Here is a 15,339-nt window from a genome sequence, read left to right as displayed (position 1 = left end):
CGAAGACGTAATTTCTAGACCAATCTATCTTAATCGAGAAAATATCAAATCTTTGCTTGGTGCAGGAAAAAGCAGTGGGTGCCTCACTATCAATTAGCCAGCAGGCCAAGACATTGATACTTTCATTGAGAGTTACAGCGACAGGCTGGATGATGAATTCAAAAGCCGATATGGATATGATTTTTCGCCTGAGTTGTGGGAAACGGCTACCTACGAATTCCTGACGTCGGTACGCAGGCTAGCGCTTACCTGGCCGGTTCGTCAAAGCCATAAAACAATAAAACGGACACTCCCTCACGGAAGTGTCCGTTTTGTCTTTCAAACGTCAGCTGCGGGTTACGCGCCTACCGGCACATCGTGCGCGGTGTTTTTCAGCACCGGTCCGGTGTACTTCTCGATCTGCAGCTGCGACATCTGTCCACAGTTCCCCTGCGCCAGGCTGGAGGAGCCAACGTCAAAGGTCAGACAGTTGACGTTACCGTTTTTACACAGCGATCCCGGCTGTGACGGATCGGCCGGATCAAACCATGCCCCTTCGCTGATGCGCACCACGCCTTCGCGAACGTTATCGGTAATCACCGCTCCGACCAGGATCTGCCCGCGATCGTTAAAGGCGCGAACCAGATCGCCTTCACTGATGCCGCGCGCGCTAGCATCTTTCGGATGGATCCAGATGGCTTCGCGATCGGCTACCGCGTATTTCTTGCGCAGCGGCGTATTATCGAGCTGAGAATGCAGACGGTTAATCGGGTGGCCGGTATTGAGCGACAACGGATATTTCTCGGCTTCCGGCCCGCGATACCACTCGTGCGGCGGCATCCAGGTTGGAATCGCTTTACAGTCCTCGTAGCCCATTTTGGCGATGGCGTCAGAGTAGATCTCGATTTTCCCTGACGGCGTCCCCAGCGGGTTGAGCAGCGGGTTCTCGCGGAAATCGGCGAAACGCACCCATTGAGTGTTCTCTTGCGGGATCGGGAAGCGAATGTAGTTGTTGGAAGCCCAGAACATATCAAACGGCGGCAGCGCCACGCGAGCGTTGCGCGCTTGGGCTTTCATCTCGTCATACATGCCCTTCAACCACAGCATCTCATCTTTGCCTTCGGTAAAGGCCTCATGCACCCCAAGGATCTCGGAAATCCCCGCAAAGACATCAAAGTCGTTTTTCGCTTCGTTCTGCGGCGGTACGCACTGGCGCAGCGGGAAGACATAAAGCTGCGAATAGTCGCCGCCCATATCCATGTCGTTGCGCTCGTAGGTGGTGGTCACCGGCAGTACGATGTCGGCGTGTTTCGCCGTCGCCGTCCAGTACGGTTCGTTCACCACCACGGTTTCCGGATGCTGCCAGGCTTTCACCAGGTTGTTGGTATCCTGATGCTGGTGGAAGGTGTTACCGCCCGCCACGTACACCATTTTAATATCCGGATAGGTGACTTTCGTGCCGTTATAGTCGATGGTCTTGCCTGGGTTCGCCAGCGCATCGGCGATGCGCGCCACCGGGAACGGCGTAATATCTTTCGCCGCCGGCGACGTTGGGCTACCGGCGGAGATCCCCGCCAGAATACCGCCGCGCGCGGTTGGGCTACCGCCGGAAGAGTAGTGATAGCTAAAGCCGAAACCGCCGCCGGGCAGGCCAATCTGCCCCAGCATCGCCGCCAGCGTCACCATCATCCAGTGGGCCTGTTCGCCATGATGCTGACGCTGGATGCCCCAGCCGCCCATGATCATGGTGCGATGCTTCGCCATATCTCGCGCCAGCTGCTTGATAGTCTCAGCATCAACGCCGCTGATATCCGCAGCCCAGTTGGCATCTTTGACGACGCCATCTTCTTTACCGTTCAGGTAGGCTTCAAATTTATCGAACCCTACGGTGTAGGTTTTCAGGAAATCTGGGTTATGCAGATTTTCAGCCAGCAGCGTATGGGCTACCCCCGCCATCAGCGCGCAGTCGGTGTAGCTGCGCGGGGCGATCCACTCGGCGCCTAACTCACGCGCGCTGTCGCTGCGCACCGGGTCGATACAGATCATCCGGGTGCCCTTTTTCTTCAGCGCTTCAAAACCCGTCTGGCCGACGTGATCCGGCAGGTTCCAGCTGTTTTTCAGCGTGATCATGGGGTTACAACCGATCATCACCACCAGCTCGCTGTTATCAATCACGTTTGGCCACGCGGTCTGCTGTTCGTAAACCTCAACGGAACCGACCACGTGCGGCATAATCACCTGCGCCGCGCCGGTGGAGTAGTCACCGGAATAGCCGACAAAGCCGCCCGCCAGGTTCATCATGCGCTGCAGCAGCGTTCTCGGGTTGTGGAACATCCCGACGCTTTTCCAGCCGTAAGAACCGGCATAAATAGATGATGGGCCATGCTCTTTTTGCAGACGGCTGATTTCACCCGCCACCAGATGCAGGGCTTTATCCCAGCTGACGCGGACCCACTCATCGCGGCCGCGTAGCTCCGGCTTACCGTTTTTCGCCCCGCCTTCTAACCAGCTTTTACGCACCATCGGATATTTAATCCGGTTTTCGGCGTGAACCTGATACGGCGCCATGGTAATCAGTTCGTTGGGATACGGATCGTCTTTAATCGGGCGAACGTCAACCATTTTGCCGTCGCGGACGATGGCTTCAAACGCGCCCCAGTGGGCACCGGTGAGAATACCGCTTTCAGCCTGGCGCAATGCGATAAACTGCGGCATCGCCTGGCTAATGGCCTCCGCCAGCGCCGAACGCGGCCACAGCCCCGCCAGCAGCGGCGCCGCCATCAGAGCGCTGGCGCCAGCCAGAAAACGGCGACGCGTCAGATTCATACCGGGTTCCTGGCTCTGATCCGCCATGTCATAATCGTTATTCTTTTTCATCATGGCTCCTTATTGTTTGTCCTGATTGGCCGCTGCTGGCATGTCGCTCGCATGTTTTTGTACATACTGGGTCAGGAGACGAACCTGTTCCTGAGTCAGTGAAGTACGGCCGGACATACCTTTAACCACCCCAATCCACTGGTTGGCGTTAAAGCGATTCAACTCGGTCAGGCCATGACAGCCGGTACAGTTGTTAGCCATTAATTCAGAAGCGTAACTCCAGATTTTTTGTTGATCGCCAATCAGATTTTTCGCCGGCAGCCAGACCTGCAGATCGACTTCATGCCAGACCTGTTTGGTCTCTTCATCGGTAACGGAGCCAGAGACTTTTAACGCTTTGCGAGCTTCTTCGCCCAGCAGCGCGCTCATGATGCGTTTGCCGCGCGCGGCGTAGAAGGCTTCGGTGACGCCATCCTGTTGCCAGCCATGAACATCCGCCAGCACCATGTCGCCTTCACGCTTCACCACTTTCACTTCAGTGGAGGCCATCAGGTTACCGTCGTTATGGTCGCCTGCTTTCTCGCTCAGCCAGAACGGCTGGGTCTGAATGGTGTAAAGGGTGGTCGCGGTCGCCGGAGTTTTCGCCGCCGCGTTAGCGAGCTCGCTCGCCCCTGCCGCCGCCAGGCCGCTCATGTTAGGCAGAATATGCGCCACGCCTTTATGGCAGTCGATGCAGGTTTCGCCCTCTTTGATTGCGACCGGGTGCTGCTTACGGGCTTCAGGGGTTTGCGCCAGAATATCCATCGCTTTATAGTCGTGGCAGGAACGGCAGGTCGCCGAATCGCTCTTCTTCAACCCATCCCAGACGCTCTGGGCCATCGCCAGTTTATGCGCCTCGTATTTTTCCGGGGTGTCGATTTTGCCGGTCATTTCACCCCAGACATCTTTCAGGGCGCCAATTTTGGTCAGCATATAATCGATCGGCTGATGAGGAACGTGGCAATCGGCGCACTCGGCGCGAATACCTTTATCGTTCTGGAAATGCACGCTGCCCTGATATTCCGCCAGAGGCTGCTGCATGGTATGACATGACACACAAAATTCGGTATCGCTGGTTTTATGCATAATAGTCGCGGTACCAGCCAGCAATACCACGCCAATAATGATCCCAACCAGCAAGGCGATAAATATAATTTTTCGCCTACCAGAGCGTTCCAGTGAAAGTTTACTCATCTTATTATTTAACCCTTTTCCTAAATGAAAGACGCAAAAGTCCCTGCCAGATGGCAATCGTTATATAAATAAATCTATAACGATTGCACTCACCTTCTAATCCAACTAAATTTTTGGAAATTTTCGGAGCCAGGATAATCAGCCGGGGATGATTATCCTGTGATTTCAGAGCGATAACCCATTGCAAATCCAATATGCCTTCGAACAATACTCACGTTATTTTAATTATTGCAGAATAGCGGCTTGTTCTTTTTTAGCCCGGTCAATACTACGAATGATAATTTCTCGCTGAGCATCATCCGCCGGTAACAGTTGCAGCATCAGCTGCCACGCTGCGATCGCTTTGTCATACTGCTGGTGCTCAAAGGCGTTAAACGCCGCCAGGCTAAGCACCCGCACATCGTTATGGTTATTCTTCAGCAACGTATCGAGCAGTTGCTGGGCTTCACGGCTATCGTTGGGATCCGTAGAGTGAAGTAACGCTTCGGTATATCCCAGCTGCGCATCGGCGTTGCCTGGCGCCAGCTGTCGCGCCTTATCAAACGCCTGTAACGCGGCGCCTGGATTATTGAGCACCAGTTGCAGCCTGCCGAGCATCGTCCAGCTCAGCTGGTCGGCCGGGTATTGCTGCAGGCGGGTGCGTAGCCCCAGCGCCAGTCGAAACAGCTCTTCTTCCGACAACGGTTTACCCTGTGGATCCATCACCCGCTGCATCAACTGCGGCGTTTGCTGGACAACTTGCTGCCACTCAACCACGCGGGTCATGTAACTCGTTCGGATAAAAACCCCTACGCATAAAGAGGTTAGTATAATAACCCCAAGAATATACACCCAATAACTACTATTTTTGTGATTCGTTTCGGCAGATTCGGGCAAATCTTCCAATAAATTCAAGCGTAAATCGTCAACCAGCTGCTGTTGCTGCGCCGCATTCACCGCTGAAAGATCCTCATCAAGCTCCTGCAGGCGCGCCCGATAAATCATATGGTTCATGGTATTGCGGTCAACGCGCTGCCTGCCGCTCCACGGAATAAACAGCAGCGCCGCGGTTCCCAGCAGTAACACCAACATGATGAGCAAAGCGACAATCATTTCAGGGTCCTTTTATTGTCATCAAGCAGCGCCTTTAAGCGTTCCTGTTCCTGCGCGCTCAGCTCGCTGATGCGTTCAGCCCGTGAGCGACGGCTTAAACGGAAAATCACCAGCGCGCCGCCCACAACGAAACAAGCCGGCAGCAGCCAGAGGATAATCGTCGCGGGGGTCACCGGCGGTTCGTAGGTCACGAAGTTGCCGTAGCGCGCCACCATGTAATCGGTGATTTGCTGATTGCTTTGTCCCTGCTCCATCAATTGCCAGACCTTTTTGCGCATGTCGGCGGCAATCATCGAGTTCGAATCGGCAATACTGTTGTTCTGGCATTTCGGGCAGCGCAGCTGTTCGGTCAACTGGCGGAACTGCTGCTCCTGAGCCTCATCTTTAAATGGATAGGTATCAATCGCCGCCAGCGCCTGAAACGAGAACAGCGCCGTCAGTAAAGTGATGAGCAGATATTTCACGCGCCCCCCTGCTGGCTATATTTATTCCACAGCGGCAGAATCTCCTGCTGCCAGACCCGCTCGTTCACATCGCCGGCATGGCGGTAGCGGATAATGCCTTTGCCGTCGATGAGGAAAGTTTCCGGCGCGCCATACACGCCAAGATCCAGCCCCAGCATGCCGTCGCCGTCAAACACCCCCAGCGCATACGGGTTGCCCAATTCGTGCAGCCAGTTCACCGCTTTCTGGCGATCGTCTTTATAGTTGATGCCAACGATGCGAATGCCCTGCGCCGCCAGGGAGCGCAAATACTGATGCTCCGCCCGACAGGTGGGGCACCAGGTGGCCCAGACGTTAATCAGCACCGGTTTACCATTGATAATGTTAGAGGGATCCAGCATGACATCCGGTTTTTCCAGCGACGCCAGGCGGAAATCCGGCAGAGGTTTACCCACCAGCGCAGATTCAAGCACGGTAGGATCGTCGCCGTCGCTATTGCGCATCAGTTGCCACATCAGCGCCGCCGCCAGAATCAGGAAGATAGCCAGCGGTAAATATAAGACTTTGCGGTTCATCACGCGTTCTCCGGCAGTGATTTACGTAAGCGGTAACGTGGGTCCAGGATGCACAGCACGCCGCCAAACGCCATTAACATCCCGCCGAACCAGATCCAGCGAACAAAAGGTTTATAGTACAAGCGCACCGCCCAGCTACCGTCGGCCAGCTCTTCACCCAGCGCAGCGTACAGGTCGCGCGCCAGCCCGCCGTCGATGGCGGCTTCGGTCATCTCCATCCGGCTGCTGCTGTAAATGCGTTTCTCCGCCCGCAGCGTACTCACGTGATGGCCATTCTGCGAAACTTCGATCACCCCTTCACCGCCAAAGTAGTTCGGCCCGGTGATATCCCGCACGTCACGGAACACAAAGTGATACTGGTGGATATCGACGCTATCGCCCGGCTTCATTCGCACGTCGCGTTCGATGCTGTAATTCTGACTGAAGGCGATGCCAATGACGGTGACCACCAGCCCCACATGGCCGGCGACCATTCCCCAGTGGCTGCGTCCGAGGCGGGTCAGCCCGCGCCAGAAGGGGTGGCGGTCGGTGGCGCGCTCCACCACTTCCATCACGGTAAGCACGAATGCCCACAGCGACATCAGCAGGCCAACTACGGTCATGGCTTTAATACGATCCTGCATCAGCCACGGCAGTGCGATGGCCAGTACGACGGCAACCACCGCGGCAATCAGCAGCCGCTTACGCAGCTTGTGGAATTCATCGCGACGCCAGCGCACCAGCGGCCCGATCCCAAGCAGCAACGAGAACGGGATCATCAGCGCAATAAAGAGGGAATTAAAGAACGGCTCGCCGATAGAAATGCTGCCTAGCCCCAGTAGCTTGTGTATCAGCGGCAGCAGCGTCCCCAGCAGTACCACCAGCATGGCGGCAATCAGCAGCACATTGTTGCCCAGCAACAGCGACTCGCGCGACCACAGTTCGTGACGCACCCGGGAACGTACCTTGCCGCCTTTGATGGCGAATAACAGCAGCGAACCGCCGATAGTGATCACCAACAGCGCCAGAATAAACATGCCGCGCGTAGGATCGGAAGCGAAGGAGTGTACGGAAATCAGTACCCCGGAACGCACCAGGAAAGTGCCCAGCAGGCACAGCGAGAACGCCAGAATCGCCAGCAGTACGGTCCAGGATTTAAAGCTGCCGCGCTTTTCGGTGACCGATAGCGAGTGAATCAGCGCCGTTCCCGCCAGCCACGGCATCAGGGAGGCGTTTTCTACCGGATCCCAGAACCACCAGCCGCCCCAGCCGAGCTCATAATAGGCCCACGCCGACCCCAGCACGATACCGACCGTCAGAAAGCTCCACGCCGCCAGCGTCCACGGGCGTGACCAGCGCGCCCACGCGCTATCAAGGCGCCCGGTCATCAGCGACGCAATGGCGAAAGCGAAGGCCACGGAGAAGCCCACATAGCCCATGTACAGCATCGGCGGGTGGAAGATCAGCCCGATATCCTGCAGCATCGGGTTCAGATCGCGCCCCTCGATGGGGAAATCAGGTAGCGTGCGCACGAACGGATTTGAGGTCAGCAGGATGAACGCCAGGAAGCAGAAGGAGATCATCCCCATTACCGCCAGCACCCGCGAAGAGGCTTCCAGCGGAATATTACGGCTCAGGGCCGCGACCGCGCAGGTCCAGCCGCTCATCAGCAATACCCACAGCAGCAACGATCCCTCGTGGGCCCCCCAAGTCGCCGCTACGCGATACCACACCGGCAGCAGCGTATTCGAGTTACTGACGACATACAGAACGGTGAAGTCATTCACCACAAAGGCATACACCAGAATGAGAAACGCCCCGAGGATGGCGGCAAACATCGCTACCGACAGCGGCTTCGCCAGCGCCATCATCCGCGCATCCTGCCGCATCGCGCCCCAGGAGGGAAATAGCGCCAGCAGGCAGGAAATGCCCAGCGCCAGGCACAGCAGGAAGAGGCCGATTTCGGGGATCATTGCGCGGCTCCCTGTGGCTTTTCAGCCGGATGATGATTCTCTTCCATCGCTTCTTTCACTTCCGGAGGGGTGTAATTTTCATCGTGTTTCGCCAGCACTTCTTTCGCGCGGATATGCGTCCCGTCCTGCAGCGTCCCCTGGGCTACGACCCCCTGCCCTTCGCGGAACAACGCCGGCAGGATCCCGGTATAGCTCACCTCGACGACGCCGCGGGCATCATAGAGTTTGAAGGTCACATCGAGGGTTTTATCGTCACGCTTCACGCTGCCGGGCATCACCATGCCGCCGATACGTAGACGCTGCCCCGGCTCTGGCTTCTGGCCATTTTCCCGTTTGCCGTATATCACTTCGCCTGGGGTATAGAAGAGATCGATATTGGAGCTTAATGCATACATCACCAGACCAACGGTCAGCGCCAGCCCCCCAATCACTCCGCAGGCGAGCCAGAGACGTACTTTACGCCGAGGATTCACAACGCATCTCCCTTCATAGTGCTTTGCTTACGCGCCGCCGATACCCGCCGCTCGCGCGCCATCTGCCGGCGTATATCCGCCAGTAGCGCCCGGCGCTGCCAGCGGGTATGGATGAACAAAATCAGCAGCGCGATGACCGTCACTGCAACCGCCAGCCAGACATAAAAGGCGTAGCCGCCCATCTGCCAGAAATCGCTCCAGGAGTGAAAAGCGCTGGTCATGAGTTCTCCTCGCGCTTACTAGCGCCAGCCAGCGCCACGACCCACGGACGGCGGCGCTCCTGTAACAGAATTAAATTACGCATACGCATTAATGTCAGAGTAATAAAGAGGAATAAGAAACCGAAAATGGTTAAACGCAACGGCATGCGCATCGACGGGTCGATGGTTTTCTGCATATTGGTCGAGCCCTGATGCAGGGTGTTCCACCATTCCACGGAATAATGAATAATCGGCAGGTTGACCACCCCGACCAGCACCAGTATCCCGGCGGCGCGCCCGGCCAGCCGGCGATCGTCAAAAGCGTGATACAGGCCAATCACCCCGACGTATAAAAACAGCAGGACCAGTTCGGAAGTCAGACGCGCATCCCACACCCACCAGGTTCCCCACATCGGTTTTCCCCACGCGGAACCGGTCACCAGCGCAATAAAGGTGTAAACCGCGCCTGGCAGCGCCATCGCAATCACCGCTTTATCCGCCATTTTCATCTGCCAGACCAGGCCGACAAAAGCGGTCACGGCCATTGAGCCGTAAATCCCCATCGACCACATCGCCGCCGGAACGTGCAGATACATGATGCGATAGCTTTCACCCTGTTGATAATCTGCCGGGGCGTAGACAAATCCCCAGACGCAGCCCACCACCAGAAACAGCGCGCTGAGGATAGCCATCAGCGGAATGCATCGTCCGCATACGCTATACAGGCGCTCTGGAATGGCGAGTTGATGTAACACTTTCCACATTTTTTTTGCCTCATTGCCCCGAGGGAACGGGAATTATTGCACGCTAATTCTGAGTGCCGCCGCGGTAGCAAACGGACTTAAGGTGGCGCTTCCCGCCAGAAAGGCGCCAAGAATGGCCATATAGCCGTCAACCGGCAACTGCATCTGCGCCGCGCCCACGGCGGCAGTGGCGAAAATCAGTAACGGAATCATCAGCGGCAGCACCAGCAGGCTCAGCAATACGCCGCCGCGCCGCAGACCGACAGTCAGCCCCACGCCGATGGCGCCAATAAAGCTCAGCGTTGGCGTGCCCATCAATAGCGTCAGGGCCAGCACCTGCCACTCCGCCGTCGAAAGTCCAAATAACATGGCGATCAGCGGAGAGATTATCAGCAGCGGCAGCCCGGAGACCACCCAATGCGCCGCGATCTTTGCCAGCACCACCAGCGACAGCGGCACCGGCATCAGCATCATTTGCTGCAGCGAGCCATCCAGCCAGTCATCGCGAAACAGCCGGTCCATTGCCAGCAGCGAAGAGAGGAGCGCAGCCACCCACACAATGCCCGGCGCAATCTGCCGGAGCAGCTGCGGTTCGGGGCCGATACTGAGGGGGAACAGGGTGATAATAATCAGGAAAAACCACAGCGGGTTGATAATTTCGGCGTAATTGCGAAAGGCGAGGCGCAGGTCGCGCCAGAATATCTGCTTAATCATGCCGCAACCGCCTCATCGTCGCTCAGCATAATCGTGCGTAAGGGAACGCACAGAGGGCGCAGGGGTTGATGGGTGGTCAGGATGACCGCACCGCCCTGGCCGACGTGCTGCTCCAGCCGGGTGGTCAGCGTTTGCACGCCAGCCGCATCGAGCGCGGTGAAGGGTTCATCTAAAATCCAGAACGTCGCGCGGCTGAGCCAAAGCCTCGCCAGCGCGACGCGCCGCTGTTGCCCGGCAGAGAGTTGCGCTACCGGAACATCCTCAAAGCCCACCAGCTCAACCTGCGCCAGCGCCTGCCAGCGCGCCTCAATGGTCGCCTCAGGATGGTAAAAGCGCAGATTTTCGTCCGCCGTTAGCGCCCCTTTAACCCCCACCTGATGACCGAGCCACAAGAGCTGCGCGTGCCAGCTATCGCGAGTACGCCGCAGCGGTTTGCCCTGCCAGAGAATTTCCCCTTCTTCTGGCGTCGATAACCCGGTCAGGAGGTGTAATAACGAGGTTTTTCCCGCGCCGTTGGGGCCTGAAATTTGAATAATCTCGCCGGGTTGTACCGCAAACGATAGGTGGGTAAAAAGGGTTCGTTCATCCCGCAGGCAGGCGATATTTTTTATTTCCAGCATCAGAAAGCAGGTCCATTCCGGGGGTCAGCGCATTCAAGTGCCTTATTATAACGAAAGAAAACAATCTGTTTTGCTGAATATATTAAAAATTTTGAACCCGCGCTAAACGGGTAAAAATGCTAAAAACTCATAATCGAACGTGCCAGTAGCGGTTGCATTTTCACCACTACCGGCATTCCTCTCTTTAGCGATGCAAGCGTAAGGTACTGGCAATAGAGGATATCGCCGCAATAGCGCAGGCGAGGCCAAACACATAAACGGCAAACTGTGCGCCGCCTGGGCCGGTTAAGCCGTTCAACAGCGCAATAACCATCGCCACCAGCGCCGCACCGATGGACAGCCCAGTCGTCCTGGCGGTGGATAATACCCCGGAGGCCGTTGCCGTGCGATTTGCTGAGACATTAGCAAACATCTCCTTATTATTTGGCGGCAGGAATAAGCCATACCCCACCCCGCAAACGGCGGTCCGCCACAGAAAATCATTCACCGTCGCAGCGCCCGGCAACAGTGCCAGCGAGCCTAAGCCAAGACAAAAGATAACCACCCCGACAGTTGAAATCTGCGTCGGATTAAAACGGTTTGACAAGCTTCCCGCCAGCGGGGCGCAGATTGCGACCGCCACCGGCCACGGCGTAAAGATAAAAGCCGATTCCAGTACTGAGTAATGGTAGGTATGTTGCAATACAAACGGTAAACCGACCAATGCCATTCCCTGGGCGATGAACAAAGAGCTGGACGAGATCACCGCCAGGGTATATTGGCGTGAGCGAAATATATCAAGCGGCAATAGTGGATGCTTCGCTCGCGTCTGGGCGATAAAAAAGAAGGCAAATAACGCCACTGATGCCACCGCGCAGTAGATAAGCGTTCGGCCCTCCCAGCGGCCAATTTGATCGACCGCCACCACCATCAAGCCTAATGCCGCCGCTGAACTCACGGCCCCGGCCCAATCAAAGCCCTGCTCCTTTTCGTTATCCTCCCCTAATGAAATCAAGGAGAAAACAATCGCAGCGCCGCCAGGCAGGATATTGATATAGAAAAGCCACGGCCAGGAGAGCGACGAGATGATAAATCCGCCCAGCGCCGGACCGATAGCCGTGCCAACCGCGAAGGCCAGCGCATTCAGCCCGAAAATCGTTCCTAGCGCGCGGGGTGGGAAAATAACCCGGTACAAGCCCAGCCCCACGCTTATCATGACCGCATAGCTTACCCCTTGCAGTATCCGCATGGTAACCAGTACGCCAAAGGTCGGCGCAAGGCTACAGCCCAGCGAAGAGAGCGTAAATAACGCCATTCCCGCCGTATAAAAACGCTTCTCACCGATTCTGCTGCCCAGCGACGCGCAAATCAGCATCGTCGCCGCGCTGGCTACCTGATAGCCGTTGGTGATCCAGATACCGGACGCCGAATCGACCCGTAACGCACTGGCAATCGAAGGCAAGGCGACATTGACAATGGAACTATCCAGCGCCGCCATTAGCACGCCAATTAATATGGCCGCGGCGGCTAAATAGCGCCTCGGCGCCTCAAAACCTTGATCAAGTGAACAACTATTTACCAGCGACATATCCGCAGGTCCTTATCAAAACAGATCAAATGGTTTTATTGTTATGAATGTCGCCAGAGGGAAAAACCAGAGAATAAAATCGAGATTATTAGCGAAAAAATCGATGGCCGTTCGTCACCGCGATAATCATCGCTATATTCGTCAATAATTAAAAATCTGATGACAAAGTAGTCACCAAAATTTATAAATATGCTGGCGGTTAGAAAATAACGCTCATATAAGGTTTAAGATGAAGCTTAATGAACTTCTGGCGTTCGTTACTGTTGTGGAAACGGGGAATATCACCCTGGCGGCAGAACGTCTGAATCGAGTGCAATCCAGTATTTCCCATCGGATACGCAGCCTGGAAAGTAGCCTGGATGCCACGCTATTAGACAGGAAGAACGAGGGGTGCATCCCAACCGAGCAGGGAAAGATATTGTATGAATATGCCCTCAAAATGCTTAACCTGGCGGATGATTGCAAACACAACATTACCCTTTCAAAAAGACGCCGATTAACGATTAAAATCGGCATCATTGAATGTTTGCCGCCCTATGTTATCAGCGCATTGATTGATTCAGGCCATGACTTAGGCTGGGATATTGATGTTTCAATCGGCAATACCAGCAGTTTACTTAATGCTTTCGATAGACACGAATATGATGCGGTCATTATTGGCGCGGGCTTCTCCTCCCCACAGCATACGCGCGCTATGTTGCTCACTAGTGAGTTAGTGATTATCACCGCGAAAGATCATCCAGCCATCACCGCGACCTCCGCTCTGGATGACAATGTCTTTTTATTGAGTAGTAAAAAATGCGCAACTTCAACGCGCAATCTGGATATGTTATTCCGTGAAGGCAACATTACTCCCAGGCGCGTCGTGGAGTGCGGCTCTTACCCGGTGCTGTTCTCAAATATCGCCGATGGCAAAGGGGTCTCGCTGGTGCTGCGTTGCTCAATCAGTGATGAGATCCAGCGCAAAATAAAAATCCATCCATTAACAGGTGAGTTTAATGATTTCGGAATTGAGCTACTCTGCCGCCCTGAGGGCGCCCATTTCGATTTGCAGCAGTTGAACCTCATGGTGGCATCCGTATTTCAGGATCCACGGCTGCGTGAGACTGGCTATTAATTCCGTCCGCCGGGATAATTTGATAGCCGGACGAGAATTTTTTAATCCTGGCGAAACCAGCTGTATCAAAATGCATCCCGGCAACCAGTATCTGTTCAGCGCAGACCTTTTCAAGAAGGCGAATGCGCGTCTCCTGCGCCAAAAGCGGGTCGAAGTCGAAGGCTATCGTGACCTCGGGGTCTAATAGCTGAATATGGGGAAAATGCACAATATCCCCCCACACTAATACGCGTTCTATGCTTCCAGAGAGGAGATACCCCGTATGACCTGGCGTATGTCCTTTTAATGCCAGGGCTCTGATACCAGCAAACACCTCGCCTTCATCAATCAGCCGTAAACGATGCTGATATTGTTTAAACACGCTGCGCGCGAACATAACATTACCTTTAACGCGTTCACTGGCTGTAACCAAATTACGATCATCTTCGAGATAACTGAATTCATCTTGAGGTATTATCAATTCAGCACGAGGAAATACCGCGTCTTGCTGCGAATTAATTAAGCCACCGATGTGATCGGGATGCGCATGGGTCAACAGTACGGCGTCAATATCCTCTGGTTTGACGCCAAGTTTAGCCAGATTATTGATCAGTTGGCCTCCCCACCCTTTAACGCCGCCAGCGCCGCTATCGATCAGGATATTCATCCCGGCTTGTTGTACCAGAAAGGTGTTTATGTTGACCGCATTCGGTTGTGCGCTACGGGCGTTAGCCTGGATGTTTCTGCACTCGTCTTCATCAATTTTGGTTAACAGGCCAAAACCTACCTGCAAATAGCCATCGCTTACGGCAGTAACGCGCATATCGCCGAGGACTATACTGGGAAAAGTAGTATTCATCGTTTACTCATCAGTATCAGTGTAATCGCCAAAAACAGCCTCCATTATTAGAGGCTCTCACCGCTATGCTCTAACGGATAATTTCGATATCACCATCGATATTGTTGATTGCCACTGACCGAAGCCCCCTTCCCCCACCTGCTACGCTTACTACTCCATTCCATAAAAAAGGCTCAACCATGAATATTGATTTATCGGGGAAAGTCGCGCTGGTGACGGCATCCACGGCCGGCATCGGTTATGCCATTGCCAAAGGGCTGGCGGCCAGCGGCGCGGAAGTGATTATCAACGGCCGCAGCGAACATAGCGTTAATGCGGCGATGGCGCGGCTGCAACAGGAGGTGCCGGGATTCCGGCCCTATCCCGCGGTGGCCGATCTCAGTGACGCCGCGGGCGTCAGCCAACTGCTGCAGGCGGTGAATGAAGTCGATATCCTGGTGAATAACGCCGGTATTTACGGCCCGCAGGATTTTTACGCCACCGATGACGCCACCTGGGAAAACTACTGGCAAACCAACGTGATGTCCGGCGTTCGCCTGTCACGCGCGCTGTTGCCCGCCATGGTGCGTAAAGGCTGGGGTCGGGTGGTCTTTATCTCCTCCGAATCGGCACGCAATATTCCCGCCGACATGATCCACTACGGCGTAACCAAAACCGCGCAACTGTCGCTGGCGCGCGGACTGGCGAAATACGTCGCCGGCAGCGGCGTCACCGTAAACAGCGTGCTGCCCGGCCCAACCCTTTCTGACGGTTTTGCCGAAATGATGAAAGATGAGGTCACGCGAACCGGTAAGCCGCTGGAACAACTGGCGAAAGAGTTTGTTATGGCGCAGCGCCCCGCTTCGGTTATTCAGCGCGCGGCCTCGGTGGATGAGGTGGCCAATATGGTGGTCTACGTCTGTTCGCCGCAGGCATCCGCCACCTCCGGCGCCGCGCTACGGGTCGATGGCGGCGTAGTCGATGATATTGTCTGAAT

Annotated in this window: 15 protein-coding genes; 2 read left to right on the top strand and 13 right to left on the bottom strand. The window is 55.4% G+C overall.

Translation table 11 applies throughout. From position 1 onward, the window contains the following. Window positions 1-336: 336 nt before the first annotated feature. The 12 genes from torA to AC2CGP_RS17875 form a co-directional block, all read right to left on the bottom strand. Entirely contained in the window at window positions 337-2,856 is a 2,520-nt protein-coding gene (gene torA, locus AC2CGP_RS17930) for a trimethylamine-N-oxide reductase TorA (RefSeq protein WP_407609204.1), read from the bottom strand. Between the two features lie 9 nt (window positions 2,857-2,865). Next, window positions 2,866-4,029, bottom strand: coding sequence for a NapC/NirT family cytochrome c (locus AC2CGP_RS17925; RefSeq protein ID WP_006798114.1), 1,164 nt, complete (start codon window positions 4,027-4,029; stop codon window positions 2,866-2,868). Window positions 4,030-4,254: 225 nt separating this feature from the next. Next, complete coding sequence (gene ccmI / locus AC2CGP_RS17920; protein WP_015703209.1) at window positions 4,255-5,121, bottom strand: c-type cytochrome biogenesis protein CcmI; 867 nt, start codon at window positions 5,119-5,121, stop codon at window positions 4,255-4,257. Then, the gene (locus tag AC2CGP_RS17915; protein WP_015703210.1) at window positions 5,118-5,585 is read right to left on the bottom strand and encodes a cytochrome c-type biogenesis protein; all 468 of its coding nucleotides are present in this window, start codon (window positions 5,583-5,585) and stop codon (window positions 5,118-5,120) included. The genes ccmI and AC2CGP_RS17915 overlap by 4 nt, the downstream gene beginning before the upstream one ends. Continuing rightward, window positions 5,582-6,139, bottom strand: coding sequence for a DsbE family thiol:disulfide interchange protein (locus AC2CGP_RS17910; protein ID WP_015370115.1), 558 nt, complete (start codon window positions 6,137-6,139; stop codon window positions 5,582-5,584). Before AC2CGP_RS17910 ends, AC2CGP_RS17915 begins: the two co-directional genes overlap by 4 nt. After that, window positions 6,139-8,091, bottom strand: a complete 1,953-nt coding sequence (locus tag AC2CGP_RS17905) for a heme lyase CcmF/NrfE family subunit (RefSeq protein ID WP_020078141.1) — start codon at window positions 8,089-8,091, stop codon at window positions 6,139-6,141. The genes AC2CGP_RS17910 and AC2CGP_RS17905 overlap by 1 nt, the downstream gene beginning before the upstream one ends. Beyond that, a complete protein-coding gene (gene ccmE, locus AC2CGP_RS17900; RefSeq protein ID WP_015703212.1) occupies window positions 8,088-8,564 on the bottom strand; it encodes a cytochrome c maturation protein CcmE in 477 nt (158 codons plus the stop codon). Before ccmE ends, AC2CGP_RS17905 begins: the two co-directional genes overlap by 4 nt. Continuing rightward, the gene (gene ccmD / locus AC2CGP_RS17895) at window positions 8,561-8,785 is read right to left on the bottom strand and encodes a heme exporter protein CcmD (RefSeq protein ID WP_045378277.1); all 225 of its coding nucleotides are present in this window, start codon (window positions 8,783-8,785) and stop codon (window positions 8,561-8,563) included. The genes ccmE and ccmD overlap by 4 nt, the downstream gene beginning before the upstream one ends. Continuing rightward, a complete protein-coding gene (locus AC2CGP_RS17890) occupies window positions 8,782-9,528 on the bottom strand; it encodes a heme ABC transporter permease (protein ID WP_063446085.1) in 747 nt (248 codons plus the stop codon). Before AC2CGP_RS17890 ends, ccmD begins: the two co-directional genes overlap by 4 nt. A 33-nt stretch (window positions 9,529-9,561) precedes the next feature. Continuing rightward, window positions 9,562-10,221, bottom strand: a complete 660-nt coding sequence (gene ccmB / locus AC2CGP_RS17885) for a heme exporter protein CcmB (protein ID WP_045378271.1) — start codon at window positions 10,219-10,221, stop codon at window positions 9,562-9,564. Next, window positions 10,218-10,841 carry a cytochrome c biogenesis heme-transporting ATPase CcmA gene (ccmA, locus tag AC2CGP_RS17880; RefSeq protein ID WP_015370110.1) on the bottom strand — a complete coding sequence of 208 codons (624 nt, stop codon included), beginning with the start codon at window positions 10,839-10,841 and terminating at the stop codon, window positions 10,218-10,220. The genes ccmB and ccmA overlap by 4 nt, the downstream gene beginning before the upstream one ends. A 184-nt stretch (window positions 10,842-11,025) precedes the next feature. Then, window positions 11,026-12,408 carry a DHA2 family efflux MFS transporter permease subunit gene (locus tag AC2CGP_RS17875; RefSeq protein WP_475702464.1) on the bottom strand — a complete coding sequence of 461 codons (1,383 nt, stop codon included), beginning with the start codon at window positions 12,406-12,408 and terminating at the stop codon, window positions 11,026-11,028. 229 nt (window positions 12,409-12,637) lie between these two features. Between AC2CGP_RS17875 and AC2CGP_RS17870 the strand changes: the two genes are divergently transcribed. After that, window positions 12,638-13,525, top strand: coding sequence for a LysR family transcriptional regulator (locus tag AC2CGP_RS17870; RefSeq protein WP_047057982.1), 888 nt, complete (start codon window positions 12,638-12,640; stop codon window positions 13,523-13,525). On the opposite strand, the gene AC2CGP_RS17865 is transcribed toward AC2CGP_RS17870, so the two are convergent. Then, window positions 13,473-14,363: an MBL fold metallo-hydrolase gene (locus AC2CGP_RS17865; RefSeq protein WP_171824692.1), complete on the bottom strand. Its 891-nt coding sequence runs from the start codon at window positions 14,361-14,363 to the stop codon at window positions 13,473-13,475. The genes AC2CGP_RS17870 and AC2CGP_RS17865 overlap by 53 nt on opposite strands. A 179-nt stretch (window positions 14,364-14,542) precedes the next feature. Between AC2CGP_RS17865 and AC2CGP_RS17860 the strand changes: the two genes are divergently transcribed. Beyond that, a complete protein-coding gene (locus tag AC2CGP_RS17860) occupies window positions 14,543-15,337 on the top strand; it encodes an SDR family NAD(P)-dependent oxidoreductase (protein WP_015370106.1) in 795 nt (264 codons plus the stop codon). Window positions 15,338-15,339: the final 2 nt, after the last annotated feature.

It is taken from the genome of Klebsiella sp. SYXHC3 (assembly GCF_057196925.1).
Note: the sequence above shows the minus strand (reverse complement) of the source record. Positions and strands in the feature narration are given on the sequence as shown.